The sequence below is a fragment of the Pseudomonas syringae genome, from assembly GCF_021606685.1.
Taxonomy (GTDB): Bacteria; Pseudomonadota; Gammaproteobacteria; order Pseudomonadales; family Pseudomonadaceae; genus Aquipseudomonas; species Aquipseudomonas syringae_R.
Genome location: NZ_WKCB01000012.1, coordinates 1 through 26,648, shown reverse-complemented (window position 1 = coordinate 26,648; position 26,648 = coordinate 1). Strand labels below are relative to the sequence as shown.

Sequence of the window (26,648 nt, the reverse complement as noted above, 5' to 3'; positions counted from 1 at the left end):
CGCCATCGGGAGCAAGCCCCCTCCCACATTTGATCTCCACACATCATTTGATCTGCACACATCATTTGATCGCCATGCATCAGGTGAATCAGTCGAAGGTGTAGCTGATCGCCGTCTGCACCTGGCCCTGGTTCACGTTGCCGGTCTGCTTGACGATACTGCTGTTCGCCGCCGAGCCCACCAGGTGCACCCAGCTGGCGCTGGTCAGCAGCGACCAGTTGGGCGCCAGCGGGAACGCAAAACTCTGGCTCAGCGTGACATTCTGGAACCCGCCGCTGGCGTTGTACGGCTTGAATCCCGTGGCCGCCGCCTCGTTATCGTCCACGCCGAAATAGGTCTGGGTCTGGCGGGCATCGGCGAAATTGGCCGCTAGGCCGCTGCTGCCAATAACTCCGCCGCCCAGCGGGTAGCCGAGTTCACCGCCGACCTTGCCGAGCGCGCCACTTTGCGCATGCCCGCCGCCCACCGCCTGGCCCAGCCGCGCGTAGACCCGCCAGAAATCAGCCGGCGCGTATTGCACAAAGCCGCCCACCTCGGCCATGTCCGACACATTGCGCAGGCCTTGCAGCGAACCGTTGGAGGTGCGCCCCTGCAAGTAATTGATATACGGGCCGGCGGTCACGCCATGGCTATTCAAGGCGTTCCAGGTCAGGCCGTCATCGGTGCTCAGGCTGACGTTGCCCCAGTCCAGATCCAGGTAAGGCACCGGGCGCGTTTCGTAGCGACTGCCGGTCGGGTCATGGGGTTGATAGCTGATGCCCGCGCCGACGTCGCCGGTGATCGGGGCCGCCAGCACGCTACCGGACACGCCCCACAGCCCGCTTAACGCAACAAATACAGCAGAAGTGAGCTTGAGCATGGGTCGGTTTCCTTGGCTGGGCATACGCGCATGAACGCGCGAAGGGCTGCCGCCGCGCAAGCACTCATGTTGTTTGTAGCAAGCTACAAAAATTGTAGCTCCCACGACACAAATTCCCCGCCACACCGAGCGAAGCCCCAGCCCCGCTGGGCGCAGGCCACTTGGCACAGTCCCTGCTCTACCCCTTCTGCAAGCGCACAGAGCGCGCTCCTACAAGGGTAAACGCAATGATCCACTGGCATATCGTGTGTGACTTCGATGGGACCATCACGCCCACCGACGTCATCGACAACGTCCTCCAACGCTTCGCCGGTCCCGAGTGGGAAACCATCGAACAGGAATGGCTGGATGGGCATATCGGTTCACGCGAATGCCTGAGCCGCCAACTGGCGCTGATCAAGGCGACGCCGAGCGAACTGCTGGCGTATTTCGACAGCGTCGAGATCGACCCGGATTTCCCCGACTTCGTCGATCACGTGATCGGCCTGGGCGCCTCCCTCGAAGTGGTCAGCGACGGCATCGAGCAAGGCATCGCGCGGATCCTGTCACGCAACTACGTGACCTTGCTGCCGATAATTGCCAACCGCCTGCGCCAGGTCGACCAGAACAGCTGGCGCATCGACTTCCCGTACGCCAGCGACGCCTGCCGCGCCGCGTCGGGCAACTGCAAGTGCAAATCCACCCCACGCAACAAGCGTGTGCTGGTGATCGGCGACGGCAAGTCCGACATGTGCGTGGCCGCCACCGCCGACTTCGTGTTCGCCAAGGGCAGCCTCGCCGACTACTGCGTGGCCAACCACATCCCTCACGCGCGCTTCGACACCTTCGCCCAACTCCCTGAATTGCTGGCGCTGCTCCCTCAGGGCATCGCCGCCAACGCCAACGCTTTTGCTGCCGACAACCAGGAACTCTTCCACCATGTCTGATATCCGCATCGCTACCGCCGACGACCAGATCCTTCTGGATAAAGAAGCCAAATACTGCTCCTACGGCGACACCGTTCACTACATCGAGCCGCCGCGTATTTTCAGCCGCTGCGAAGGCTCCTACGTGTGGGACACCGAAGACCAGGCCTACCTCGACCTGCAAATGTGGTACTCGGCCGTCAACTTCGGCTACGCCAACCCGCGCCTGAACAACGCGCTGAAACAGCAGATCGACACCCTGCCGCAAATCGCCAGCCAGTACCTGCACAAGGGCAAGATCGAGCTGTCGGAAATGATCGCGGTCGACGCCAAAAACAAGTTCGGCCTCGACGGCCGCGTGCACTTCAACGTCGGCGGCTCGCAGTCCATCGAAGACTCGCTGAAAGTGGTGCGTAACGCCACCAACGGCAAAAGCCTGATGTTCGCCTTCGAAGGCGGCTACCACGGGCGTACCCTCGGCGCCTCGTCGATCACCTCCAGCTACCGCTACCGTCGCCGCTATGGCCACTTCGGCGAGCGTGCGCAGTTCATCCCGTTCCCGTATCACTTCCGTGGCCCTAAAGGCATGACCAAAGAAGAATACGGCAGCCACTGCGTGCAGCAATTCGCGCGTTTGTTCGAGACTGAATACAACGGCGTGTGGGACCCGAAAGTCGGCCAGAGCGAATACGCCGCGTTCTACGTCGAGCCGATCCAGGGCACTGGCGGCTACGTAATCCCGCCGATGAACTTCTACCGCGAACTCAAGCACGTGCTGGACCAGCACGGCATTCTGATGGTCTCCGACGAGATCCAGATGGGCTTCTACCGCACCGGTAAACTCTGGTCGATCGAGCACTTCGACGTGCAACCGGACGTGATCGTGTTCGGCAAGGCACTGACCAACGGCCTCAACCCACTGGGCGGCATCTGGGCCCGTGAAGAGTTGATCAACCCGAAAATCTTCCCGCCAGGCTCCACCCACTCCACCTTCGCCTCCAACCCGTTGGGCACTGCGGTAGGCCTGGAAATGTTCAAGATGACCAACGAAGTCGACTACGGCGCGATGGTCATGGCCAAGGGCAAATACTTCCTCGAAGGCCTGCAAGACCTGCAAAAACGCTTCCCGATCATCGGCGACGTCGACGGCCTGGGCCTGGCCCTGCGCTGCGAAATCTGCGGCCCGGATGGCTTCACGCCAGACAAGGCGACGCTGGACTACATGGTCGAAGAAGGCATGAAAGGCGACATGGTGGTCGACGGCCAGAAACTCGGCCTGATCCTCGACGTGGGCGGTTACTACAAAAACGTGATCACCCTGGCCCCATCCCTGGAAATCAGCTACCCGGAAATCGACCTGGGTCTCAAGCTGCTCGAGCAGTTGCTGGTTCGAGCGACTAAACGGTGAAGGCCGCTGAGATCGACCTCGGCGAAGGTTCAGCCGGCTTCGTTCTCGGTGAAGGTCCGGTCGGGGTCTTGTTGATCCACGGCCTGACCGGCACCCCGACGGAATTGCGCCAGGTCGCCAAGGGCCTGGCCAAGGCGGGCAACTGCACGGTGTATGTGCCGACCCTGGCCGGGCACTGCGGCGACAACAGCGACCTGCAGGCGACCGGCTGGCGCGACTGGTACGAAGGCGTGCGCAAGACCTTCGTACAGGTGCGGCAGCGGCATGCGCAGGTGTTTGTCGGAGGCTTGTCCATGGGCGCGGTGATGTCGATGTACATGGCCGCCGAACACCCTGGGCAAGTGGCCGGGCTGCTGATGTATTCCACCACCTTGAAGTACGACGGCTGGAGCATCAACAAGCTGGCGTTTCTCACGCCGTTGCTGATGAGGATCCCGTTCGGCGTGCACCTTTGCAGCTTCGAAGAAAAACCGCCCTACGGCATCAAGAACGAACGCCTGCGGGCCATCGTCGAGCGGCAGATGAAGGAAGGCGAAAGCAGCGAAGCGGGCTTGCTGACCATGGAGGGCATCACCGTGCGCGAGTTGCACCGGATGAACGCGGTGGTCAAGAAACGCATGCCCGAGGTCCGGGTGCCGGCCCTGGTGGTGCACTCCATCGAGGACGACATCACCAGCCGCTGGAATGCCGACTATGTAGAACGCCACCTCGGCGGGCCGGTGACCAAGATCCTGTTGGACAACTGCTACCACATGATCACGGTGGACCTGCAATACCGTCGGGTGATCGAGTTGAGTACCGACTTTGTGGAGCTGAATACCCGTCTCGCAAACGCCGCCTGATTGGTTGGCGAACGGGCTTATGTGGAAAGCGGGCTTATGTGGGAGGCGGTTTTCTGTGGCAAGTGGGCTTCTGTGGCGAGCGGGCTTGCCCGCGTTGGGGCGCGAAGCGGCCCCAATAAGATCACTCCATACTTTCAGATAGATAGGCGGTGAATGGTTTTAGGGCTGCTTCGCAGCCCAACGCGGGCAAGCCCGCTCGCCACAAAAGCCCGGGTGCCGCATAAGCCCTTGCCACAACAAACCTGCTTGCCAGATAAATCTGCTCACGACTAAGGGAACTCTGTGATTACCACCCAAGCCTTCCCAACCATCCGGGGCATCCAGCGTAGCGCCTGGAACGACTGCTTTCCCGGTGCCCTGGAGGACTGGGACTATTACGTCGCCGTGGAAAACGCCAGCATCGCTGATTTCCAGTGGCGCTACCTGGCGGTGTATGAAGAGGACACGCTGGTGGCCGTGGCCCCGGCGTTCATCACCCATTACCGGCTCGACACCACGGTGTCGGGCGCCGGCAAGCGTTTGACCGCACGCCTGGAACGGCTGTGGCCGGGGCTTTTGCAGGTGGGGTTGTATGCCATCGGCTCGCCGGTGGCCGAGCGCTGCGACGCCGGGTTCGCAAGCCACGTGCGCGAGACGCGTCGCGCGTTGCTGCTCAAGCAGCTGTTGCACGCTGCGCGCCAGGATGCCGATGCATTGGGTATCGGCTTGCTGGCGGTCAAGGACGCGCCGAGCGATGACCCGCATTGGGTCGACAGTTGCCACGGCGCCGGTTTCCAGAGCATGCCGAGTCTGCCCACGGGCGTGTTGCCGCTGCCCTACGGTTCGGTGGACGCCTACCTCGGCTCGCTGGGCAAGTCCACGCGCAAGGACCTGCGCCGCAAACTGCGCGCAGCAGGGCCACGCGTAGAGTGGCGGCGCAACATCGACGACGTGTTGCCCGACATCATGCGCCTGTATGAAGCGACCCTGGCGCGTGCCGAGCTGCAGTTCGAGCGGTTGCCTGCCGGCTACTTCACCGGGGTGCTCGAACGCCTTGAAGGGCGCGCCGTGTGTGCCCTGTACTGGGTCGACGAGCACGTCGTGGCGTTCAACCTGCTGCTGGTCGACGAACATCGGCTGGTGGACAAGTTTTTCGCGCATGACGTCGCGTTCACCCGCGACTACAACCTGTACTTCCGCAGTTGGCTGACCAACGTCGACTACTGTATTGAACACAAGATTGCGCTGTATGAGTGCGGGCAGGCCGGGTATGCCAGTAAGCTGCGCCTGGGCTGCGAGTTCCAGGGCAACCGTGTGTATTTCCGGCACCGCAACCGGCTGGTCAACGGCCTGCTCAGGCTGGTAAAACTGTTTATTCGACCGGATCGTTCCGACCCTGCCATGGCTGCTGCGATAAGCGAAACCTGATGATCACCAAGACCCGCCAGAAAGCCCGCCCCTTTGCCATTTCCCGCTGGAGCGTCCAGCGCAAGCTGGTGCTGGCGTTCTGGTTAGTCAGCGTAATCCCGACCATGATCGCCGCAGAGCTGGCGGCCACCACCCTGTCGCAGATCTTCGACAGCAACGTGCGCATCTGGCTGCAGGAGTCGACCAAGATCGTCAAGGACGAGATCGGCGACATCCTTCACGACAACGCGCGCATGGCCAAATTGTTCCTGCGCTACACCAGCCCACCCTCCAACAAGATGGCCGCCCGGCATGACCGCCTGACCGCCGACATCGCTGATGCCACCGATATCGACGTGGTCGCGCTGATCCGCGCCAGCGACAAAAAAGTGGTGTTCAGCACGGCCTCCGACGACATCGTCAAACAGATCAGCCTGACCAGCAATGCGGTGCTGCAGACCGTGCAGGTGGCCGGCGTCAGTACCGGCATAGTGGTTTCCACCTTCGAGACCACCCAGGATGGCGTCGACTATTTATTGCTGGTGGCGACCTACCTGGACAGCAGTTTCCTCACCAGCGTGGCCGATGTGCATTCCCTCGACCTGCGCCTGTACCTGGCCAACCCCGACGGTTTCTCGGAAATTTTCTCGACCCAGCGCTTTGAAGATCACCCGTCGCGCATCCCGAAAAATGTCGAGACGTCAATGCGCAGCACCAAGCAGCCCAGCGAGCAGTTCACCAATAACTACAGCGGTTTGTACTGGCCGATCTTCAATGATGACGGCGACTTGCAAGGCGTGATTTTCAGCGGCCTGCTGCGCCACACCAGCCTGGTGGGGCTGGTGAACCAGAGCAATCTGTTCGTGCTGATTTTCCTGGTCAGCTCGGCGCTGTCCCTGGCGGCGGGAGTGCTGGTCTCACGACGCCTGACCAAGCCGTTGCGGGATTTGTCCCAAGGTGTGGGGGCAGTGATTTCGGGCAACTACGAGCACCGCGTGCAGGTTACCGGCGGCGACGAGTTGGCGCAGTTGAGCAGCACCTTCAACCACATGACCGAGCGCCTGGGCGAGCTGCATCACCTCGAAGCGCAGCTACGTCGGCGTGATCGCCTGCATGCCCTGGGCGAAGTCGCCATGGGCCTGGCCCACGAGATCCGCAACCCGCTGGGCATCATCAAGACCGCCACGCAATTGCTGCACCGCCGCGCCGACCTGCCAGAGGCCGACAAACGCCACCTGGAATACGTGATCAGCGAAGTCAGCCGCATCAATGACCTGATCACCGAGTTCCTCGACTTTGCCAAGCCCAACCCGCCCTTGCGCGTGGTGCAGCCGGCCCGCCCGCTGGTGGAGGAGATCCTCGGTTTTTGCGCGCCGGAACTGGCCAGCCACAGTATCGAAGCGCAGATCGACGACCAGTCGCCGGGGGCGACGATTTACGCGGACGCCAAGCAACTCAAGCAGGCGTGCCTCAACCTGATTCTCAACGCCATCGACGCGATGCCCCAAGGCGGTCGCCTGACCCTGGGCATTCGCAGCGAGGCTGACACCACGATTATCAGCGTCGGCGACAGCGGCCAGGGCATCCCGGCGCAGATGCTCGAGCGCATCTTCACGCCCTTCGTCACCACCAAGGCCTCCGGCACCGGTTTAGGCCTGGCCAAAGTCTATTCGATCATGGAAAGTCACGACGGCAGCATCGAATGTGCCAGCGAGAACGATGCAGGCGCCACCTTCAGCCTGTACATTCCGCCGATGGGCGAAGACGACGAGGACAGTCATGACGCATAACATTCTGGTAGTCGACGACGAACCCAAGCTCTGCGACCTGCTGGCCTCGGCCCTGGGCCACAGCGGCATCGAGGTGTTCATTGCCGGCAACGGCCTGCATGCGCTCAAGGTGCTGGAGCAGGAAGACATCGACCTGGTGATCAGCGACTGGCGCATGCCGGGCATGGACGGCCCGGCCCTGCTCGCGGAGATAAAACTGCGCTACCCGCAGGTGCCGGTGATTGTGATGACCGCCTACAGCACGGTGAAAAACGCCGTGCAGTCGATGCGCAACGGTGCCTATGACTACATCGCCAAGCCATTCGATATCGACGAGCTGGACATCACCGTGGCCAAGGCTTTGCAGTTTCGCGACATCATGCGCGACAACGCACGCATGCGCGCCGAGCTGGACGCGCACGCGCAGTTCGACAGCCTGGTGGGCGACAGCCCGGCGTTTCGCACGGTGCTGCAAGCGGTGGACTCGGTGCGCGACAGCAGCGCCACGATCCTGTTGACCGGCGAAAGCGGCACCGGCAAGGAAATGGTCGCTCGCGCCATCCACAAACACGGCAGCCGGGCCGACAAACCCTTCGTCGCGGTCAACTGCGCGGCCATCCCCGAAGGCCTGTTGGAAAGCGAAATGTTCGGCCATCGCAAGGGCGCCTTTACCGGCGCCGTGGCGGACCGGATCGGGCGCTTTCAACAGGCCGACAAGGGCACGCTGTTTCTTGATGAAGTGGGCGACATGCCGCTGGCGTTGCAGGCCAAGATTCTGCGGGCGTTGCAGGAGCGGGTGATCGAGCCGGTGGGCGACCCGCGCGAGCGCAAGGTGGATGTGCGGGTGATCGCCGCGACCAACAAGAACCTGTTGGAAGCGGTGGCCAACAAGGAGTTTCGCGAGGACCTGTATTACCGCCTCAACGTGTTCCCGATCCCGCTGCCCGCCCTGCGCGAGCGTGTGGAAGACATCGCGCCCCTGGCCCGCCACTTTGCCCAGACCCTCAGTGCCACCGCCGGCAAGCGCATCACCGGCTTCAGCCCCGAGGCGTTGCAGGCGATGGCGGCGTACCACTGGCCGGGCAATATCCGCGAGCTGCAAAACTGTGTGGAGCGCGCAACCATCGTCGCCGCCTCGCCGGTGATCGAGGATATCGACCTGCCGGGGTATCTGTTTGCCTCCAAGCCAAGCGAAGGCGGCGTCACGGCGATCCTCAGCGATGGCCCAGGCGTTCCCCAGGACCTGGACGCGGCGCTGGCGGAGGTCGAGAAAGCCTACATTCTGGCGGCGCTGCACGAGAGCAACGGCGTGCAGGCGGCAGCGGCACAGAAGATCGGAATTACCGAACGCAGCTTCTGGTATCGCCTGAAGAAGCTGGGCATTCAAGTAGACAAGATCGTCCGCTGACACCCCACAAAACACTGTGGCGAGCGGGCTTGCCCGCGTTGGGCTGCGCAGCGGCCCCAGAAGATTTAACCGCGGTGTGTCAGGCTTAACCGGGGCACAGGTTTTGGGGCGGCTTCGCCACCCAACGCGGGCAAGCCCGCTCGCCACGAAAGCCGCTTGTGCTTAGGCTTTGCTCTCACGAATGATCTGGCGAATCGCGCCCACGAACGCTTCGGCTGGCTGGCCACCGCTTACCGCGTACTGGTCGTTGAACACGATGGTCGGCACCGAGGTCACGCCACGGGAGATCCACAATTGCTCTTGCTCGCGGACCTCGGCGGCGTAGTCGTCACTGGCGAGAATCTGGGCCGCGCGCTGGATATCCAGGCCGACGCTTTCGGCGATGATCGCCAGGGTGGCGGGATCGGAGGGGTCCTGCCCGTCGCTGAAATACGCTTTGAACAGCGCTTCCTTGAGGTTGTACTGCAAGCCTTCCAGCCCGGCCCAATGCAGCAGGCGGTGTGCGTCGAAGGTGTTGTAGATACGGCTCTGGCCATCGGTGCGAAAGGCAAAGCCCAGCGCGGCGCCCATGTCGCGGATACGTGCACGGTTGGCCTGGGATTCTTCAGCCGTGGAGCCGTATTTTTCGGTGATGTGCTCGACGATGTTCTGGCCCTCGGCGGGCATATTCGGGTTCAGCTCGAACGGCTGGAAATGAATCTCGGCCTGCACCTCGGCGCCAAGCTGGTCGAGGGCGTCGGTCAGGCCGCGCAGGCCGATGATGCACCAGGGGCAGGACACGTCGCTGACGAAATCGATTTTCAGGGGAGTACTCATGGTAGGCAACCTCGCTGGCAGTGAATGCGCCACAAAGGTTGCACGATACACCAACTTTACAAGACCTTCGAAGGCGGGCCCTGATCGATCTGCGCCCAATGCGCGGCATCTTCGCGATGGGCTTGCAGGTACGGCAGCACCGCCGTCAGCAGCGGCGCCTTGAACGCCTCCTGGAAACGATGCGCCATGCCGGGGATCAGCTTCAATTGACTGCCCTGGATATGCGCCGCCAGGTGCACGCCGTGCATCACCGGCAATAACGGGTCGGCAGTGCCATGCACCACCAGCGTCGGCACGCGCAGCTGGTTGAGCAACGGTACGCGGCTTGGCTCGGCAAGGATCGCCATGATCTGACGCTTCACGCCCTCGGGGTTGAAGGCGCGGTCGTAGGACAGCGCCGCCTGGTGCAGCAAGGCTTGGCGATCATCCTGCACGTTCGGGCTGCCCAATGCCGCGAGTAAGTCGGCCTGTTGCTCCAGCGCCACTTCACGATTCGGTGCGCCCCGCCGCGACAGCAACTGCACCAGCGCGGCACTTGGCGCCGGCAGGCCTTCGGCACCGGAACTGGTCATGATCAGCGTCAGGCTCTCGACCCGCTGCGGCGCCATGGCCGCCAGGTGCTGGGCGATCATGCCGCCCATGCTCGCGCCCAACACGTGGAATTGGCGGACCTGCAACGCGTCCATCAAGCCCAGGGCATCGTCGGCCATGTCGGTCAGCGTGTAAGGCGCCGCCACCGGCAGGCCGAGCTTGTAGCGCAGCACCTCAAAGGTCAGGTTGGCGCTGGCCGGAGCCTGGCGCCAGGTGGACAGACCGACGTCCCGATTGTCATAGCGGATCACCCGGAAACCTTGCTCACACAGGGCCACAACCACTTCGTCCGGCCAGTGGATCAACTGCCCGCCCAGGCCCATCACCAGTAGCAAGGCAGGGTCGGACGCACGCCCGATACTCTGGTAGGCGATGCTCACCTGAGCCAGGTCGACCGTTTGGGTCGCAACATTGACATCACATCGAGAAGCCGCAAAAGACGGCAGGCCGAACAGTAGAGCGGCCAGTAAAAACACCACGCGCATGAAAAACACCGAAACGCAGAACCCCAGTAGAGCGCGAGTCTGATGAAGTTTGTTCAAGCGCGCTGCCACAGTTACGTGACAGTTTGATGAAGAGTGCCCAGTGGTCACGGTCGACACGGCCTGCAACATGAGACAAACTCACGCTATTCAACTTCGTCACAAATTGTCTTCATGGAGAGCCCGTGCTCGAGATCCGTCACCTCAAGACCCTGCACGCCTTGCGCGAAGCCGACAGCCTGGTGGAAGCCGCCGAACGCCTGCACCTGACGCAGTCGGCGCTGTCCCACCAGTTCAAGGAGCTGGAGGAGCGCCTGGGCATGCAGTTGTTCGTGCGCAAGACCAAGCCGCTGCGCTTCACCAGCGCCGGCCTGCGCCTGCTGCAACTGGCCGACGCCACCCTGCCGCTGCTGCGCGGCGCCGAGCGTGATATCGCACGGCTGGCGGGCGGCACCGCTGGGCGTCTGCACATGGCGATCGAGTGCCACAGCTGCTTCCAGTGGCTGATGCCGACCATCGACCAGTTCCGCGATGCCTGGCCGGAAGTCGAGCTGGACCTGGCTTCGGGTTTTGCCTTTGCGCCGCTGCCGGCCCTGGCCCGTGGCGACCTGGACCTGGTGGTCACGTCCGACCCGCAAGAGTTGCCGGGCATCACCTACGTGCCGCTGTTCACCTACGAAGCCATGCTGGCCGTGGCCAACCAGCACGCGCTGGCGAACAAGTCGTACATCGTGCCGGAAGACCTGCTGAACGAAACCCTGATCACCTACCCCGTGGAGCGTGACCGCCTGGACATCTTCACGCGCTTCCTCGAGCCTGCCGACGTGGAACCGGCCCAGGTACGCACCTCGGAGCTGACGGTGATGATGATGCAACTGGTCGCCAGCGGCCGTGGCGTATGCGGTATGCCCCACTGGGCGTTGCATGAATACAGCTCGCGCGGCTACGTGAAGGCCAAGCGCCTGGGTGAGAAAGGGTTGTTTGCGACGCTGTACGCGGGCATTCGTGCAGACATGCTGGATGCGCCGTATATGCGCGACTTCCTGCTGACGGCCAAGGACACGTCGTTTTCGACCCTCGATGGGGTCAGCGCGGTGCGCTGAGCGCCGCTCCCACGGTGAATATCAGGGGTGCTGCAATTCACGCCACATGTGGATCTTGTCGAAATACTCGACGCCCACCCGCACCGCCAGCGGTTCCAGGCCGTACTGGATAAACCCGCAGCGCTGGTACAGCGCAAAGGCCGCGGCGTTGCCGGCGGTGACGGTCAGCTGGATCACTTTCAGGCGCGGGTGCTGGCGCGCTTCATCCAGCGCCGCCTCGACCAATCGACGGCCGAGGCCTTGGTGTTGATAAGCCTGGTTCACGTACATGCCGAACAAGGTCACCTTGTGGCGCGCCTTTTCCCGAGGCTCGAACGCCAGGCCGACAATGCCCGCCAGCGCATCGCCGTGGAAAGCGCCCAACAGCCGATCCAGTGGCGTGTCGAGGCGCTTTTGCCACCAGCTCAATGGCATCGCCGCACGCTCCGCCACGCTGGAGGTGAACGCCTGGGGGTACACGCCATACGCCTCCAGCATCAACGCCCGATAAGCCTCGGCGTCGCTGGCCCCCAGGGTGCGGATGATCATGCCGTCAGCGATTCACGATAAAACGGCAGGATCAGATCCCGCGTCAACGGTGCCAACTGCAGGCCGCCGTCGCCGGCCGGGTCGATCCAACGCACTTCTTCGATCTCTGCCGCGGGGCTCACCGGCACGTCGATCTGCACCTGGAACAACTCGGCTTCCACGGTAAAGCCTGGCTCATTGGCCGCCGGGGCTGAAAACGTGCCGAGGTAAATGGCGTCGCTTGGCTCAATCTGCAGGTTCAGTTCTTCGTACAGCTCACGGGCCAGGGCCTCGGCAGGTTGTTCACCCGCGTCGATCTTGCCGCCCGGCTGCATGAAGGCCTGGGTGCCGCGCTTGCGTACCAGCAGGGTCTGGCCGTCGCTGCCGATCAGCAGGGCGGCAGCGATACGGAGGGTGGAGGGCATGAACAGTCTTCCTTGGAGGCAAAGACGCAAGCATCACATGTCAGCGGGCATGTCGCAATTATGCGTGGGAGCGTTCAGCTTGGGATCACGGCCTGGTCCTTGATGAACACGCTGTAGCGCGCGCCCTCCATGGTTTCGAAGGCAATCAGCTTATCCACCAGCGGCAGGTTCAGCACCTTGCCGGCGTTGAGCAGCAGCATGCCGTTGTCGGCGTTGAGGTTGCGCGCCAGCACCATGCCTTCCTCCAATTCGCGGGTGCCGAGCACTTTGACGTTGGGGTCGCCCAGGGTCACGTCATGGAGGTAGGTGGCGCACACGCGTACAAAGTCCTCGACCATCACCGGGTCATACAGCCGCCCGGCGTACTTGCGGATGTACAGCAGCGCTTCGTCGCTGTTCATCTGCCGCTCCAGGATCAGGCCTTTTTGCAGCTCGATAAAGTCCACCGCCAGTTTGAGCAAGCGTGAGCCGGCAGGGATCGCGTCGCCCTTGAGGTGGTCGGGAAAACCACTGCCGTCCCAGCGCTCCTGATGATGGCGGATCAGCCGCGCGGCATCTTTCATCGGCTCCAGGGTCATCAGCAACGACTCGCTCTGGGTCGCATAGGCGCGATAGCGCTCGCGGTCAGTGCTGTGCAGCAGGTCCGAAGGCGAGGCCATCATGCTGTCGCTCCAGCTCAGCTTGCCGATGTTATAGAGCGCGGCGGCCATGGTCAGGTCGCGGTTGCTGGCGCAGTCTTCGCCATGGGCCACGCACCAGGTGCGCACCAATTCGATGATCTGCCGGTTGGTCTGCTTGGCGCGCGGCAGGCGCAGGTTGGCCAGCAACGAGAACACTTCGGTGCCGGTGGCGTAGCTGTGTTTGAGTTCTTCGTAGGCCAGGTCGAGCATATCGGCGGTTTGCTGCAGCTCACTGGTGCGCGAGGCCACGCGTTTTTCCAGGGTGGCGTTGAGTTGCTTGAGTTCCTCGTTCTGCCGCTGGATCAGTTGCTCCAGACGCCCGCGCTCGCGCTCCGAATGCTGATGAGCCAGGGACTGGCGCAGGGCGAGCAGTAATTCTTCATCCTTCCAGGGCTTGCTGAGGTAGCGGTAGATCTCGCCCTCATTGATGGCTTTGATGATCAGGGTCAGGTCGGTTTCGCTGGTCAGCAGGATGCGCACCGTGTGGGGATAGTGCTGGTGGATATGGGCCAGCAAGGAAGCGCCGTCCATGTCCGGCAGGCGCGCGGCGCTCATCACCAGGTCGACGGGTTGGGTGGCGAGGATGGCCAGTGCATCAGCGGCGCAGATGGCGCTGTGCAGTTCGAAGGGTTCCAGGTGCAGCAACTGCGTGAGGCTGTGCAGGACGTCGGAGTGAGCGTCGATCAGCAAGACCACGGCACGGTCGGCATCGGTAAAGGTCACTGACTCTCCCATGGGACACCTCGGATCGTCGGTATGCATTCCTTAGAGTTGTAAGTCACGGCCTCCTTGGCGATTACTGAGGAGTTTAGTCGGTTTTAAACAAAATAATGGCTTTACGACATCAATGCATAAAAAAGCCGCTCCAGAAACAGGAGCGGCTTTCGAGGTGAAGCGTGCTGCCCTCACGCCTCGGCTTTTTTCGGGGTTGAGCCGAACGAGGCAAAACGCTTGTTGAACCCGGCGATACGGCCCTCGGCCTGGGTCTTGCGTTGCTGGCCGGTGTAGATCGGGTGCGAAGCGCTGGAGACGTCCAACGGGATGTAGGGGTAGGTGTTGCCGTCGCTGTGTGTATGGGTGCGGTCGCTGTCGGCAGTGGAGCCGATCAGGAAGAACACATCGGCGGCAGTGTCGTGGAACAGCACGGTGCGGTAGTCGGGATGGATACCAGCTTTCATAAGGCCTCCGGGGCATCTGGGTGCATTTCAAGTGTTATACAGTAACGCAAATCATGCACCCAAACGAGAACCGATTGCAATAAGCATAGACCATAAGGTTTTCCTGGCCCTTCGTGGCGAGCGGGCTTGCCCGCGTTGGGCTGCAAAGCAGCCCCCATCAAGCCCCTGCATTTCTCCCTGACGAGCCATGAATACGGCTTGCCCGCTCGCCCCACGCTGCCTGTCGGGTCGACTCGTAACGCAGGGGTTGCGCGCGGCCACTTGATGCTCAGCGGTTGCTCCAGCAAGCTAGGCAACAAATCCCAGTCGGCGCTGTTCTCGATCTTTCTACAGGCGCACAACGCCTGGCCGATGAGTCCGAACCCAAGGAAAACCGTATGAGCCTGTCGCTACTCAGCCGCTACGCGTTCTTTGCCGTGTGCGTCATTTTCACCCTCGCCAGCCTGCCCTTTATCCAGCATGAATGGCTGTGGCCCATCACCCTGGTCACTGGCGCACTCAGCCTGATCGGCCTGTTCGACCTGCTGCAAAGCCCCCATGCGGTACGCCGCAACTACCCGATCCTGGGCAATATCCGTTACCTGGTGGAAGCCATCCGCCCGGAAATCCGCCAGTACCTGCTCGAATCCGACAGCGACGCCCTGCCCTTCTCCCGGGCGCAGCGCTCGCTGGTGTATTCGCGCGCCAAGAACGAAACCGCCGACAAACCCTTCGGCACCCTGATCGATGTGTACCAGTCGGGCTTCGAGTTTATCGGCCACTCCATGCGCCCCGCGCCGCTGAGTGACCCCAGCGCATTTCGCGTGATGGTCGGCGGCCCACAGTGCACACAGCCGTACTCGGCCTCGGTGTTCAATATCTCGGCGATGAGCTTTGGCTCGCTGAGCGCCAACGCGATCCGCGCGCTGAACCAGGGCGCCAAGCTTGGCAACTTCGCGCATGACACCGGCGAGGGCAGCATCAGCCCCTACCACCGCGAAAACGGCGGCGACCTGACCTGGGAGCTGGGCAGCGGCTACTTCGGCTGCCGCACCAGCGACGGCCGCTTCGACCCGGAGCGCTTCGCCGTGCAGGCGCAGAACCCGCAAGTGCGCATGATCGAGATCAAGATGAGCCAAGGCGCCAAACCCGGCCATGGCGGGATCCTGCCCAAGCATAAAGTCACCCGGGAAATTGCCGAAACCCGCGGCATCCTGATGGGCGAAGACTGCATCTCGCCGTCACGCCACAGCGCGTTTTCCACACCGATCGAACTGATGCAGTTCATCAAGCAACTGCGCGAGCTGTCCGGCGGCAAACCGGTGGGTTTCAAGTTCTGCCTGGGTCACCCGTGGGAGTTCATGGGCATCGCCAAGGCCATGCTCGAAACCGGCATCCTCCCGGACTTTATTGTGGTCGACGGCAAGGAAGGCGGCACCGGCGCCGCGCCCGTGGAGTTCACCGACCATATCGGCGTGCCGCTGCGTGAAGGCCTGCTGTTTGTGCACAACACCCTGGTGGGCCTGAACCTGCGCGACAAGATCAAGCTGGGTGCCAGCGGCAAGATCGTCAGCGCGTTCGATATCGCCAGCGTGCTGGCCATCGGCGCTGACTGGGCCAACTCGGCGCGCGGCTTCATGTTTGCCATCGGCTGCATCCAGTCGCAAAGCTGCCACACCAACAAATGCCCCACCGGTGTCGCCACCCAAGACCCACTGCGCCAGCGCGCGCTGGTGGTGCCGGACAAGGCCCAACGCGTGTTCAACTTCCACCGCAACACCCTCAAGGCCCTGGCCGAGATGCTCGCGGCGGCGGGCCTGGACCATCCTTCGCAGCTGTCGGCCAAGCACTTGGTGCGGCGCATGTCGGCGACCGAAATCAAATTGTTCTCGCAGTTGCACGTGTTCTTGAAACCTGGCGAATTGCTCACCGGCGACGTCAACGGCGAGTTCTATTCACGCATGTGGCAGATGGCGCGGGCCGACAGTTTTGAACCGCATGAAAGCGCTGCCGCCTAAAGGGAATTGATCATGTTGAAAGTCATCGCTGAAGATTTCATCAAGCCAGAACACCTGGAAACCGTGCGCCCCTGGTACGCCGAACTGGTGGAAAAAACCCGCCTGGAACCGCTGTGTATCGCCTACGATCTGTTTGTCGATCAAAAAGACCCGGGGCACTTTATTTTTATCGAGCAATGGCCCGATCAAGCCGCCCTGGATGCACACTGCCAGACGGAACACTTCACCCGTCTGGTGCCGCAGATCAACGCCTACCAGGCCAAACCCTGCCGGGTGTTGTTGATGGATGCGTTCTGAAAATACCCACACCGCGCTGAACCGGACCACCGACGGCATTGATCACACAAGGAGATTCACATGCCGTTACTGGACTTCGCCGACATCGCAGGGCAGTTGCCCACCACTTGGAAATCCACCTGCCTGGGCCAGGTCGGCCCGGCGCGGGTCAAAGTGCTGCGCATGGATGAGCAGGCACACGCTGAGGAAACCCATGACTACAACGAAGGGCTGCTGGTGATCAGCGGGTGCTTGCGCCTGAGCATCGGCGGCAGTGAAACCCGCGTGGAGGCGGGCCAGATGTACCTGGTGCACGCCGGCATCGCACATGCCGTGCTCGCCGGCAGCCAAGGTACGCTTGTGATCATTGACGTCTAGAGACATCCAGTAATACCCAACCTTTGCAATTGCTTACAAATACGGCCAACCTGCGCGCGCCCGACGTGCGGCGTACGACTACTTGCTCGCTCGCCTGTCATTACTAAACCTTTTGTTCAAGAGCCCGCTGCCATGCTGAACGGACGCGACCCACGCATCGATTTTTTTCGGGGCCTGGCGTTGATCTTCATTTTCTGGGATCACGTCCCCCACAACCCGCTGGGCCAGATCACCCTGCGCAATATCGGTTTCAGCGACGCGGCAGAGGTGTTTGTGTTCCTCGCCGGTTACGCCTCGGTACTGGCCTACGGCAAGATCATGCAACGCGACGGCTACTGGATGGCCTCACTGAAAATCCTGCGTCGCGCGTGGGTGTTGTACGTGGTGCATATCTTCTTGCTGGCGATGCTGATGGGCATCGTGTTCTTCGCCAACAGCCATGTGGAAACCCGCGACCTGGTTGAGGAGATGGGCCTGACGCACTTCGTCACCCACCCGCAACAGGCCCTCACCGACGAACTGCTGCTGCGCTTCAAGCCGAACCTGATGGACCCGTTGCCGCTGTACATCGTGCTGCTGGCGGGCTTGCCGCTGGTGTTGCCGCTTATGCTGCGCAAGGCCTGGCCGGTGGTGGCGGTGTCGGCCACGGTGTATTTCCTGGCGCCCTGGATGGGCTGGAACCTGCGCGCGATTGCCGACGGCGTGTGGTACTTCAACCCGGTGACCTGGCAGTTCCTGTTCATTCTCGGTGGCGCCGCAGCGATTCATGCCGGGCGAGCGCGGCCGGTGGAACACCGGCCACTGCTGCGCCAGCCGTTGTTTCTGGCGGCGGCGCTGTACACCGTGCTGGCGGGGGTGCTGACGCTGTCGTGGCGCTGGCCCGAGGTGCACGACGCGCTGATGCCGTCGGCCCTCAGCAACCTGTTGTACCCGATCAGCAAGACCGACTTGTCGCCGCTGCGCCTCCTGCATTTCCTGGCCCTGGCCTACGTCACCGCCAAGCTGTTACCTACCAGCGGTTGGACGCAGAACTGGCTGGGGCAGCAAACCTGCCGCATGGGCCGTTTTTCCCTGGAGGTGTTTTGCCTGGGCGTGCTGCTCGCGCCGCTGGCGGACATGGTCAACGCCATGGCCCACGATGCCGTGGCCATGCAATTGCTGACGGCGATGATCGGCGCCGGGTTGATGGCAGCGCTGGCGGCGTGGCTGGAATTCAACAAGCGGTTGGACGCGGAGCAGGCCAACCGGCTGCGCAAACCCGGCTTAAATAGTTAGCCCCGGAGCGGCTCGGCGCGGTGTTTCCATTGACCTTCCACTCATCGTGAAAGGTCGCAACACATGTCGACTCACCAATTGCTCAACGGTATGTCGGGGAACCTGCAGTCCAGCACCCTCTGGTCGCAGCAACAGGCCCTCGAGCTGATCCAGCACAACGTCACCCAGGCCATGAGCAGCCTGTCAGCGGAACAGCGGCGCCTCTACGTTACCTTGCAACGCCAGGCCCTGGCCGCCCTCAAGGCGGTCGAGGAGGAGAGAGTGCGCCTGGAAACGTCGTTCAAAACCCTCGGCCTGGCGCAACTGCGCAGCAAGCTCGGCGGACGCGACCCCGAGCAGTATTACCTCTACACCACCTACCTGGAAAAACGCGAGCAACCCTTCCCCTGGGAACCGCATATTCAGGAACTCGGCTACCGATCGCGTCGGGCCTACGACGACTGGCAGTACAAGGAACACACCCGGCGCATGAGCCTGTGGGAAGCGGCGTGCCTGAACTTCGGCTTTACCCACTCGATCCCCCAGGACTCCGGCTTCAGCCTGGTGGAGGCCAGTGAGGTGGTGGGCCCCGACGGCGATAAAAGCCTCAAGGCGCTGACCTTTATCACTGTGGCGCGGGAGCTGAACCTGGGGGGCCAACTCAAACGGCAGACCGAAACCGCCCTGGCCGCCGACGGCAAGCTGCGCCAGTTGATCGGGGCGGCCACCCTGGCCAGCTTTCGGCTGGACGTGCTGGAAGCCTACCGCGACCGCACCGCCAGCGGCGTGACGCAGCCGATATACGACCTGCTCACTGCCGCACTGCTTGAAGGAGGCGCCCAACCGCAGTTCGACACCCTGAGCCTGCTCGCCGGCACGACGCCCCTGGGCGCGGTGCTGGTGGTGCCCTGGGAAACCCACTTGCCCCTGCCGCTGATGCTGATCAAGGTCGCCAGCCTCGGGGTGCTGTCCTACTTCCCCTATCGCCCCTCGGGGGCGCTGCAGTACCACATCGACAGCCAGGCCGCCGAATCGGCATTTCGCCAGGCCTTGCACGACAGCCATGAGCAACAGGACTTGGGCTGGTTTGCCCGGCAATTACCCCTGGTCGGGCTGTCGCTGTTCCGGCACCTGATCACCCAGGAGCCGCGCCCCGAGGGCATGACCTGGCTGGCGGGCGCACTGTATGACGGCTTTCACAAGGCGTTCCCGAAAACCACCTTGGACACGGTGAGGTTCAGCACCGATATCAAGGCCGAGCGCACGCAAACCCTGGTGCAAACCCTGACGTACCGGCATATCCAGCGCTACCAGGCCAACCTGCAAGTGCTCGCTACCACCAAGACGGCCGCCGACTGGCAGGCCCTCAAGGACGGCGCCGCCGCAATCGCCGGGGAAATCCTCAACCTGTTGCTGATCCCGCTGCCCGGTGGCGTCACCGGCATGAACCGCATCATGCTGACCGCCGTGTTCGGCTCGCTCGCCTACAGTTTCACCGTGGCCGTCAGCGAGGCCGCCAAAGGTGATACCAGTGGGTTCGCCGCCTCCCTGAGCGATATCGCCGACCTGGCCATCAGCGGCCGTTTGATGATCACCGCCGGCCAGGCCCATCGGCGCCGGGTTCTGCAAAACCTTCAAGCATTGGGCAACCCCCGCAAAGTCACCACAGCCGACGGCATCGATAAACTCTGGACACCAGACGCCCGCCCCTACGCAATCGACAATCAATATTTGCTCAACGGCAAGAGCGCCGACGCACTGGGCATCTACACGGTCAATGGTCGCCAGTATGCAAAACTGCGGCAGAACTCAACAACGCTGGTAGTGGAAGTCGTGCTGGACCCACAGGCCCAGCGTTACGGGCTCAAACACCACAACGGTGACCATCACACCCCCTCGATCGTGTTCGAGCCAACGCTCCAGGCCTGGGTGTTCGACCTGCACAACGCCCACACCTTCAGTGACCTGCAATTGCTGCAACGCATGCTGCCCAACGGCTCCACGATCACCCCCGACGTCGACCTGGAAAACATGCTGCGCAGCACCTGCACCACCCGTACCACCCTGGACAATATCTGGACCAGCCAGACACCGGCGCCGCTCAACCTGATCGAGGGCGTGCGGCGCCTGCAAGTCGACCGGGTGATCCAACAGATCATCGACGATTTCCATCAACGCGCCAGCCTGCCGGTCCATGCCGACAGCAGCGTGTTTTGCCTGCTGACCCAGCTGCCGAACTGGCCTTTGGATACTGTGCTGAACGTGCATGATCACTTGGGCGAACTGATCGAGAGTTATGCCCCGGCCAACGCCTCGACGAGCCCCGCCCACCGCATCGACCTCAAACGCCGGGAGGATGGCAGCTACGTCGCCCTGGACGATCCTGGGCTGGCCCCCACGGTCGAAGAACACTTGATGCAACTGATCATTCGTGGCCAACCCGGCGCATCCACTCTCGGCAAGGACGACCTGCCAAGTCGCTCGGAGACCGGTCGTATCGCCCTGGTACGCGAGCAGGTTGCCGCCCTGGCCAGGGCCGAACGCCCGACCTTGTTCAGGGCCCTGTTCGACTACGCAGACCGCGAACAGAATGACCTCAGCGTGCCGGCCGACATCCGCCGCTTCCTGCCCCGCAAGACCTCGGCGCCACTGGTCACTGTCACGCCGCTGCTGAAAAAACTGCGGGAGCTGAACCCTCCGCTGTCCGCCGCAAACTTGCAACAAATCCTGGAGATTTACCCGCTGTCTCCTGAGCAGCAACAGGCATTTCTCCGCGCCGGCACCTTGCCCACCGCCTTCGCCGACCAGCTCGACCATCACCGCACGGCGCTGCGAATCGACGCCGTCATCGACGGTCTGTACCATCCCCGCACCTTTAATCAGGACATCGACCTGTGGGCGCGCGAGTTTGCCTCGGCCTTGGTGCGCAAGACCCTCAAGCGCGACTTCGTGGTCACCGAAGTGGTCGACGGAGTGATCAGCAAGCCCTACGAATCCAGTGGTCCCGATGACCTGACGGTGGAACTGCGTCACTACGGCAACGGCCACTATGAGGCCTACGACCTGCATAACGCGTCGACGATTGCCGTGACGCCGCTGATCGACAGTTTCTACCTGGCCGTTGGCGCGGTACTGCAACCCCATGAGCGGCAATTGCTCGGCATGCAAGGCGTCACGGATGCCAAAGGCCTGCGCAAGACCCTGGGGGACTTCATGAGTAACCAGCGCAGCCCCGAAGGCTATGTCAGCCTGGCCAACGGTTCCCTGGTGCAATACGAACATCGCCTGGTTGTGGCGCCCCAGACCCAAACGGCGGCAAATGGCATCGTGCGCCAGGACGGCAAGGAATACCTGCCGCTGTTCGGGTCGCTGTACCGCATCATTTTCGATAAGAACCTGCTCAAGTGGCGGCTCAAGCACCCGGACAAAGTCGGCGTCGACACCCCACTGCTCGAACACAACAACGACGGCGCCTGGCGCCTGGCCAGCGAGAACCCGATGCACTGGGAGGACCAGCGTCTGTTCCAACGCCTGGGGCGCAACCAATATGATTTCCCCCAGGCCACCGCGAAGAATATCCTCGCCCTCACCGACACCTCGGCCCAGGCGCTGCGCCAGGTACACCGCACCGGCCAACCCGCGCCGCCGCTGCTGGCCGATACCTGCAAACGCTTCACGCTCGAACAACAACTGCAGCACCTGCTCGACACCATGCGCACCGACCCGACGTCGCGCACCGCTCAGCCTGCCGCGCAGTTGCTGATCCTGCTGGCGCTGCCCGGCTGGCCCGACAGCCATACCCTGCAAATCACCGACAGCCAGGGCCAGGTACTCAAGCAATATCCGCCTGGGGCGACTCGGCGCATTACCGTGCCAATCAGCGAGGTCAGTTACCTCGACGGCAAGCTGCTGCCGACGCTGGTACAAGACACGCACATCACGCAGGGCCTGCTGGGCGAATTGCCGGTGTCGGTGGATGAGCGGCTGTTCAAGTTGGTGAAGAAAATCGTCACCTATGCCAACAGCAATATGGGCAGTTTGTTCGATTCGTTTTATGCCATGAGCGAGGACAAAGTCAGCGACCCGCAAAAACGCTTCAAGCGCCAGCACCCGGCGCTGCCGAACAGCCTGATCAATGCCATCCTCGACCGCGCCACGCCCCAGGAACTCAAACAACTGCGCGAACACGACCGGGTCGGTTTGCGTCTGACGGAACAGGCGCGCCTGTCGGCTGCCGACGTGCGCCTGAATCGGGCGTACGAAGGGCTGTTTCTGAATGCCTTGAACAATCCGGACAGTGAAAAAATCACCCTGCACCTGCTCAAGTCAGTACCCGGCTGGCCCGCCACAGCACGCCTGGATATCCATCAAGGCAGCCTGCAGGGCACGCCTATCGCCAGCGCCGGCCACCTGAACGGGGCGCTGCGCAAAAAGCTGCTGAAGACCTCGTTGGGTTACCAGGCCCAAGGCAGCGACCACCCGCCGGGGCCGCTCCTCGAAGCGCTGGTGCTGACCCTCACCGCCACCGAGCGCACAGCGCTGGGCGCGGCCCACGAAATGCACAGCGACCCCTTGCGCGAGCAGATCGCCCAACTGGCCTTGAGCAAGCGTGTGGAGATCAAGGCCCTGCTGGGCTTGCCGCATTTGCAACCCTGGCTGCTGCCGCCCATGCAGGTCAACAGTTCGTTCATCGCCTACCCACTCTGGAGTTGGTTGTGGCCGTTTGGCGGTACCCGGCCACCGGACCTGATCGCCAAGGTCAAGGAGTTGTACCCCAGTTTCAGCACCACCCAGGCGCGGGACTTTCTGGGTGCGCTGGGCCTCAGCGAACCCGCCGCCCTGCTTGAACTGGAACGGCGCCAGGCCGAGTACGCAGCCCTTGAGACCGAACTGCGGCGCTGGGCAGACGCGTCCTACCCGGGCCACGATGACCCGCGCCAGCTCGACACTTACTGGGACCGCGCACCGCGCCTGATGATCATGCAAAAACTGCTGGCCGCCTGGCGCCGGGAAAGCCCAAGCACGTTGTACTTGCACGGCCTGTTCGACACGCCCTCACTGGTGCTGCAGCTAGATGCTCAACCGCTGCCGCCGCCCAGCGTCATCACCCATCCTGACGCCTTCGCACATATCGAGCATCTGCAGATCACCGGGGACCGTTTTCCAGTTGAGGCTGACGGGTTCCTGCGGCGTTTTTCCAACCTCACCAGCCTCAAGCTGGACTACGAGATGACAGCACTCCCCAGCAGCATCACCGAGATGACCCAGCTCACCCATCTGGACCTGAGTGACAACCTTATCCAACTCGATCAGGGCGCCGTCGAGCGGCTGGCCGGCATGGTCAACCTGCGTCGCCTGCTGCTCAACCGCAACCGCCTTGGCCTGGCGCCGGACGTCACCCGCATGACCCACCTGACCCACCTGCAACTCGAAGTGGCAGGCATCAGCCAATGGCCAACGGGCTTCTGGAGCCTGCCTAACCTGGAATACCTGGCTTTGCAGGAAAACCAGCTCACCAGCGTTCCGGATGAGGTGTTCACCCAACGGCACCCGCGCAACCTGAACCGACAGTTGTACCTGCATGGCAATCCGTTCCCCGAGGAGGTTCAGCGGCGCATCCACCAACACCGGATCACGCACGGCGTACGCGTGGGCCCACTGCCGGGCCTGGCTCACGTGGCGCCGCCGACGGGCGGCATCGACGACTGGCTGGCCGGCATTCCCGGCACTGAACAGGGCCAGCGCCGAACCGTGTGGCAACAGCTGCTCGACAGTGAAGAGGCCCAGCCAGACGACGCCTTTCGGGTGCTCGCCGACTTGACCAACACCTACGCATATATCCATTCGCCGCAAACCCGCGAGGCCCTCACCGCCCGAGTCTGGGTGCTGCTGGACGCCATGGCGCAGTCGGCACAATTGCGCAACAACGTCTTCCTCAACACCTACGGTGCCGGCGACTGCGGCGACAGCGTATTGCTGGCGTTCACCAATATGGAGTTGGAACATCGCATCCATCAAGCCAGGTCCATGCCCAGCAGCCGCGAAGCAGACAAGGCACTGTTGGAGCTGGCCAAGGGCGTGTTTTACCTGCGCCAGCTGGATCAGTTTTCCTATGATTTCAACCGCAGCCGCGAACAGGCCGGGCTGGAGGTAGATCGCGCCGAAGTGACCATCTACCTGCGCTACAAATTAGCCACGGAGTTCGACCTGCCCCTGCACCCGATGGAATTGCTGTACACCGTCGAGGGGTATGTGACCGGGGAAGTCATCCAGAGGGCACGCAACACCCTGACGCTCGCGGCTACCACCGGTGCGCTACAGGAAATGTTGCTGAGCGAAGAGTTCTGGATTGAATACCTGACCCACTGCCTGCCGGAACCTTTCGTGACCATTCGCGAGGTCGCCCGCGTGGAAACCCAAAAGCTCGACAAGGAGGTGGTGGACCGGCAATCGGACACTTACCTGGAAAGGCGCCAATCGATTGCCGACCATGAAGTGGCCGAGCGTCAACGCCTGATCCGGCAATTGACCCTGGCGGTGCAAATCGGCCAGAGCCGCCCCTGAGGCGAGCCGGTACTGGCGCAGGCCAGTACCGGCCACGTGTCACGCGGCGTGCGTTTCAGCCTGGCTGGCCTGGGTCGGTTGCAGCTTGAAGGTGTAGAACAACACCGTGAGCAACACCAGGAACACCGGGCCTACATACAGCGCAATCCGGGTGTCGGGGAAGTACGCCATCAGGCCCACCACCAGCACCAGGAACGCCAGCGCCAGGTACGAACTGACCGGGTACAACCACATGCGGTACTTGAGGTTTTTTTGCTCGGTCGGGCTCAGGCTCTTACGGAACTTGAGCTGGGCCAGCAGGATCATCACCCAAGTCCAGATCGCGCCGAAGGTGGCGATGGAGGTGACCCAGACGAAGACTTTTTCCGGCACCAGATAGTTGAGCAACACGCCGAGCAACAGCGCGAAAATCGACAGCAGCAGTGCCTTGCGTGGCACCCCGTTACGCGAGGTGGTGCCAAAGGTCGCCGGGGCCTGGCCGTTCTGCGCCAGGCTGTAAAGCATGCGACCGGTGCTGAAAATACCACCGTTGCACGAGGACAACGCCGCCGTGATCACCACAAAGTTGATGATCCCGGCGGCGGTCTTGATACCCAGGCGCTCGAAGGTCATCACGAACGGGCTGCCCTGGGTGCCGATTTCATTCCACGGGTAGATCGACAGAATCACGAACAACGCACCGACGTAGAACAGCAGGATGCGCCAGAACACCGAGCCGATGGCGCGGGGGATGGTCTTCTGCGGGTTCTTCGCTTCACCGGCGGTGAGGCCGATCATCTCGACTCCCAGGTAGGCGAACATCACCATTTGCAGGGACATCAACACGCCCTGCACGCCATTGGGCATAAAGCCGCCGTGGGCCCAGAGGTTGGAAACCCCCAGCGCGACCCCGTCATTGCCGAAACCGAACGCGATGATGCCCACGCCGCCGATCACCATGGCAATGATGGTGACGATCTTGATCAACGCAAACCAGAACTCGAACTCACCGAACGCCTTGACCGCGATCAGGTTGATGGTGCCCATGCTGACCAGCGCCGCCAGGGCCCAGATCCAGCGGGGGGTATCGGGGAACCACACGCCCATGTACACGGCCACGGCGGTGATTTCCGCGACGCAGGTCACCAGCCACAAAAACCAATAGTTCCAGCCGGTGAGAAAACCCGCCAACGGGCCGAGGTAATCCTGGGCATAGCGGCTGAAGGAGCCGGCGACCGGGTTGTGCACGGCCATTTCACCAAGCGCGCGCATGATCACCAGGATCGCCAGGCCACCGATGATGTAGGACAGCATGATCGCCGGGCCGGCCATTTCAATGGCCTTGGCCGAGCCGAGAAACAGACCGACACCGATACAGGCGCCGAGGGCCATCAGGCGAATATGCCGTTCGCCGAGTTCGCGTTTCAGCGGGCCGCCTTGAGCGGTGTCGCCGTGGGGCAGGTGATTGCCAGCGGGCATAGAGTACAACCTCGTCTTGTTATTGGAGATGAGCCACCGAGTCTCGCAGGCCGCAGCCGGTAAGCCACGACGCCTTGATAGCGGGCCTGCCTTATGGGCAAACCCGTCTGGCCAAGCCAGATCAGCGGGGTGTAAGGGCGGCGAGTATTGCACGGTAATGGTGCATCGTCATGCGGGCTTGTGTGGCAAGCCGGCTTGTTGTGGCATGCGAGCTTGCTGTGCATGCGAGCTTCTGTGGCGAGCGGGCTTGCTGTGCATGCGAGCTTCTGTGGCGAGCGGGCTTGCCCGCGTTGGGGCGCGAAGCGGCCCCAAAAAGGTTAACGCGGTGTGTCAGGTAAAACCGGTAGGCATTAAGAGGGGCT

Annotated in this window: 20 protein-coding genes and 1 pseudogene; 13 read left to right on the top strand and 8 right to left on the bottom strand. The window is 62.4% G+C overall.

Annotated elements, in window-relative coordinates; all coding sequences use genetic code 11:
• Nucleotides 1-88: 88 nt before the first annotated feature.
• Nucleotides 89-859, bottom strand: a complete 771-nt coding sequence (locus GIW02_RS07320; RefSeq protein ID WP_236421810.1) for a MipA/OmpV family protein — start codon at nucleotides 857-859, stop codon at nucleotides 89-91.
• 227 nt (nucleotides 860-1,086) lie between these two features.
• Here GIW02_RS07320 and GIW02_RS07315 point away from each other — a divergent pair, with 227 nt between their 5' ends.
• The 6 genes from GIW02_RS07315 (at nucleotide 1,087) to GIW02_RS07290 (ending at nucleotide 8,577) form a co-directional block, all read left to right on the top strand.
• Complete coding sequence (locus GIW02_RS07315) at nucleotides 1,087-1,785, top strand: MtnX-like HAD-IB family phosphatase (RefSeq protein WP_236417770.1); 699 nt, start codon at nucleotides 1,087-1,089, stop codon at nucleotides 1,783-1,785.
• Complete coding sequence (locus GIW02_RS07310) at nucleotides 1,778-3,172, top strand: aminotransferase class III-fold pyridoxal phosphate-dependent enzyme (protein WP_236417768.1); 1,395 nt, start codon at nucleotides 1,778-1,780, stop codon at nucleotides 3,170-3,172. The genes GIW02_RS07315 and GIW02_RS07310 overlap by 8 nt, the downstream gene beginning before the upstream one ends.
• Nucleotides 3,169-4,014, top strand: a complete 846-nt coding sequence (locus GIW02_RS07305) for an alpha/beta fold hydrolase (RefSeq protein WP_236417766.1) — start codon at nucleotides 3,169-3,171, stop codon at nucleotides 4,012-4,014. Before GIW02_RS07310 ends, GIW02_RS07305 begins: the two co-directional genes overlap by 4 nt.
• 282 nt (nucleotides 4,015-4,296) lie before the next feature.
• Nucleotides 4,297-5,421: a GNAT family N-acetyltransferase gene (locus GIW02_RS07300; protein WP_236417764.1), complete on the top strand. Its 1,125-nt coding sequence runs from the start codon at nucleotides 4,297-4,299 to the stop codon at nucleotides 5,419-5,421.
• Nucleotides 5,421-7,190, top strand: a complete 1,770-nt coding sequence (locus GIW02_RS07295) for a HAMP domain-containing sensor histidine kinase (protein WP_236417763.1) — start codon at nucleotides 5,421-5,423, stop codon at nucleotides 7,188-7,190. Before GIW02_RS07300 ends, GIW02_RS07295 begins: the two co-directional genes overlap by 1 nt.
• Entirely contained in the window at nucleotides 7,180-8,577 is a 1,398-nt protein-coding gene (locus GIW02_RS07290; protein ID WP_236417761.1) for a sigma-54-dependent transcriptional regulator, read from the top strand. The genes GIW02_RS07295 and GIW02_RS07290 overlap by 11 nt, the downstream gene beginning before the upstream one ends.
• 162 nt (nucleotides 8,578-8,739) lie before the next feature.
• On the opposite strand, the gene GIW02_RS07285 is transcribed toward GIW02_RS07290, so the two are convergent.
• On the bottom strand, nucleotides 8,740-9,393 hold the full coding sequence (locus GIW02_RS07285) for a DsbA family oxidoreductase (protein WP_236417759.1): 654 nt from the start codon (nucleotides 9,391-9,393) through the stop codon (nucleotides 8,740-8,742).
• 56 nt (nucleotides 9,394-9,449) lie between these two features.
• On the bottom strand, nucleotides 9,450-10,469 hold the full coding sequence (locus GIW02_RS07280) for an alpha/beta fold hydrolase (protein ID WP_236417775.1): 1,020 nt from the start codon (nucleotides 10,467-10,469) through the stop codon (nucleotides 9,450-9,452).
• Between the two features lie 182 nt (nucleotides 10,470-10,651).
• Here GIW02_RS07280 and metR point away from each other — a divergent pair, with 182 nt between their 5' ends.
• The gene (gene metR, locus GIW02_RS07275) at nucleotides 10,652-11,569 is read left to right on the top strand and encodes a transcriptional regulator MetR (RefSeq protein ID WP_236417757.1); all 918 of its coding nucleotides are present in this window, start codon (nucleotides 10,652-10,654) and stop codon (nucleotides 11,567-11,569) included.
• Nucleotides 11,570-11,590: 21 nt separating this feature from the next.
• On the opposite strand, the gene GIW02_RS07270 is transcribed toward metR, so the two are convergent.
• From GIW02_RS07270 to GIW02_RS07255, 4 genes are all read right to left on the bottom strand, one after another.
• A complete protein-coding gene (locus GIW02_RS07270) occupies nucleotides 11,591-12,097 on the bottom strand; it encodes a GNAT family N-acetyltransferase (RefSeq protein ID WP_236417755.1) in 507 nt (168 codons plus the stop codon).
• Nucleotides 12,094-12,501 (bottom strand): NUDIX hydrolase, encoded by a 408-nt coding sequence (locus GIW02_RS07265; RefSeq protein WP_236417752.1) that lies wholly within the window; start codon nucleotides 12,499-12,501, stop codon nucleotides 12,094-12,096. Before GIW02_RS07265 ends, GIW02_RS07270 begins: the two co-directional genes overlap by 4 nt.
• A 74-nt stretch (nucleotides 12,502-12,575) precedes the next feature.
• The gene (locus tag GIW02_RS07260) at nucleotides 12,576-13,916 is read right to left on the bottom strand and encodes an HD domain-containing phosphohydrolase (RefSeq protein WP_236421809.1); all 1,341 of its coding nucleotides are present in this window, start codon (nucleotides 13,914-13,916) and stop codon (nucleotides 12,576-12,578) included.
• A gap of 170 nt (nucleotides 13,917-14,086) precedes the next feature.
• Nucleotides 14,087-14,359, bottom strand: a complete 273-nt coding sequence (locus GIW02_RS07255) for a type B 50S ribosomal protein L31 (RefSeq protein ID WP_236419622.1) — start codon at nucleotides 14,357-14,359, stop codon at nucleotides 14,087-14,089.
• A gap of 255 nt (nucleotides 14,360-14,614) precedes the next feature.
• Here GIW02_RS07255 and GIW02_RS27215 point away from each other — a divergent pair.
• From GIW02_RS27215 to GIW02_RS07230, 6 genes and pseudogenes are all read left to right on the top strand, one after another.
• Nucleotides 14,615-14,740, top strand: a pseudogene (locus tag GIW02_RS27215) (hypothetical protein); the annotation flags it as partial.
• Nucleotides 14,737-16,356 carry an FMN-binding glutamate synthase family protein gene (locus tag GIW02_RS07250; RefSeq protein WP_236419624.1) on the top strand — a complete coding sequence of 540 codons (1,620 nt, stop codon included), beginning with the start codon at nucleotides 14,737-14,739 and terminating at the stop codon, nucleotides 16,354-16,356. The pseudogene GIW02_RS27215 and the gene GIW02_RS07250, both read left to right, overlap by 4 nt.
• 12 nt (nucleotides 16,357-16,368) lie before the next feature.
• The gene (locus GIW02_RS07245; RefSeq protein ID WP_236419626.1) at nucleotides 16,369-16,653 is read left to right on the top strand and encodes a putative quinol monooxygenase; all 285 of its coding nucleotides are present in this window, start codon (nucleotides 16,369-16,371) and stop codon (nucleotides 16,651-16,653) included.
• Nucleotides 16,654-16,713: 60 nt separating this feature from the next.
• Nucleotides 16,714-17,010: a cupin domain-containing protein gene (locus GIW02_RS07240; protein WP_236419628.1), complete on the top strand. Its 297-nt coding sequence runs from the start codon at nucleotides 16,714-16,716 to the stop codon at nucleotides 17,008-17,010.
• A 132-nt stretch (nucleotides 17,011-17,142) separates the two neighbouring features.
• Nucleotides 17,143-18,285, top strand: a complete 1,143-nt coding sequence (locus tag GIW02_RS07235; RefSeq protein ID WP_236421808.1) for an OpgC domain-containing protein — start codon at nucleotides 17,143-17,145, stop codon at nucleotides 18,283-18,285.
• 63 nt (nucleotides 18,286-18,348) lie between these two features.
• The gene (locus tag GIW02_RS07230; protein ID WP_236421807.1) at nucleotides 18,349-24,828 is read left to right on the top strand and encodes an NEL-type E3 ubiquitin ligase domain-containing protein; all 6,480 of its coding nucleotides are present in this window, start codon (nucleotides 18,349-18,351) and stop codon (nucleotides 24,826-24,828) included.
• Nucleotides 24,829-24,867: 39 nt separating this feature from the next.
• Here GIW02_RS07230 and GIW02_RS07225 read toward each other — a convergent pair whose 3' ends face one another.
• On the bottom strand, nucleotides 24,868-26,286 hold the full coding sequence (locus GIW02_RS07225) for an amino acid permease (RefSeq protein WP_236419566.1): 1,419 nt from the start codon (nucleotides 26,284-26,286) through the stop codon (nucleotides 24,868-24,870).
• Nucleotides 26,287-26,648 lie beyond the last annotated feature (362 nt).

Coding starts and splice junctions, on each gene's coding strand:
- GIW02_RS07320 (WP_236421810.1), bottom strand. CDS start 859: ATGCTCAAGCTCACTTCTGCTGTATTTGTTGCGTTAAGCGGGCTGTGG.
- GIW02_RS07315 (WP_236417770.1), top strand. CDS start 1,087: ATGATCCACTGGCATATCGTGTGTGACTTCGATGGGACCATCACGCCC.
- GIW02_RS07310 (WP_236417768.1), top strand. CDS start 1,778: ATGTCTGATATCCGCATCGCTACCGCCGACGACCAGATCCTTCTGGAT.
- GIW02_RS07295 (WP_236417763.1), top strand. CDS start 5,421: ATGATCACCAAGACCCGCCAGAAAGCCCGCCCCTTTGCCATTTCCCGC.
- GIW02_RS07290 (WP_236417761.1), top strand. CDS start 7,180: ATGACGCATAACATTCTGGTAGTCGACGACGAACCCAAGCTCTGCGAC.
- GIW02_RS07285 (WP_236417759.1), bottom strand. CDS start 9,393: ATGAGTACTCCCCTGAAAATCGATTTCGTCAGCGACGTGTCCTGCCCC.
- GIW02_RS07280 (WP_236417775.1), bottom strand. CDS start 10,469: ATGCGCGTGGTGTTTTTACTGGCCGCTCTACTGTTCGGCCTGCCGTCT.
- GIW02_RS07270 (WP_236417755.1), bottom strand. CDS start 12,097: ATGATCATCCGCACCCTGGGGGCCAGCGACGCCGAGGCTTATCGGGCG.
- GIW02_RS07265 (WP_236417752.1), bottom strand. CDS start 12,501: ATGCCCTCCACCCTCCGTATCGCTGCCGCCCTGCTGATCGGCAGCGAC.
- GIW02_RS07260 (WP_236421809.1), bottom strand. CDS start 13,916: ATGGGAGAGTCAGTGACCTTTACCGATGCCGACCGTGCCGTGGTCTTG.
- GIW02_RS07255 (WP_236419622.1), bottom strand. CDS start 14,359: ATGAAAGCTGGTATCCATCCCGACTACCGCACCGTGCTGTTCCACGAC.
- GIW02_RS07250 (WP_236419624.1), top strand. CDS start 14,737: ATGAGCCTGTCGCTACTCAGCCGCTACGCGTTCTTTGCCGTGTGCGTC.
- GIW02_RS07245 (WP_236419626.1), top strand. CDS start 16,369: ATGTTGAAAGTCATCGCTGAAGATTTCATCAAGCCAGAACACCTGGAA.
- GIW02_RS07240 (WP_236419628.1), top strand. CDS start 16,714: ATGCCGTTACTGGACTTCGCCGACATCGCAGGGCAGTTGCCCACCACT.
- GIW02_RS07235 (WP_236421808.1), top strand. CDS start 17,143: ATGCTGAACGGACGCGACCCACGCATCGATTTTTTTCGGGGCCTGGCG.
- GIW02_RS07230 (WP_236421807.1), top strand. CDS start 18,349: ATGTCGACTCACCAATTGCTCAACGGTATGTCGGGGAACCTGCAGTCC.
- GIW02_RS07225 (WP_236419566.1), bottom strand. CDS start 26,286: ATGCCCGCTGGCAATCACCTGCCCCACGGCGACACCGCTCAAGGCGGC.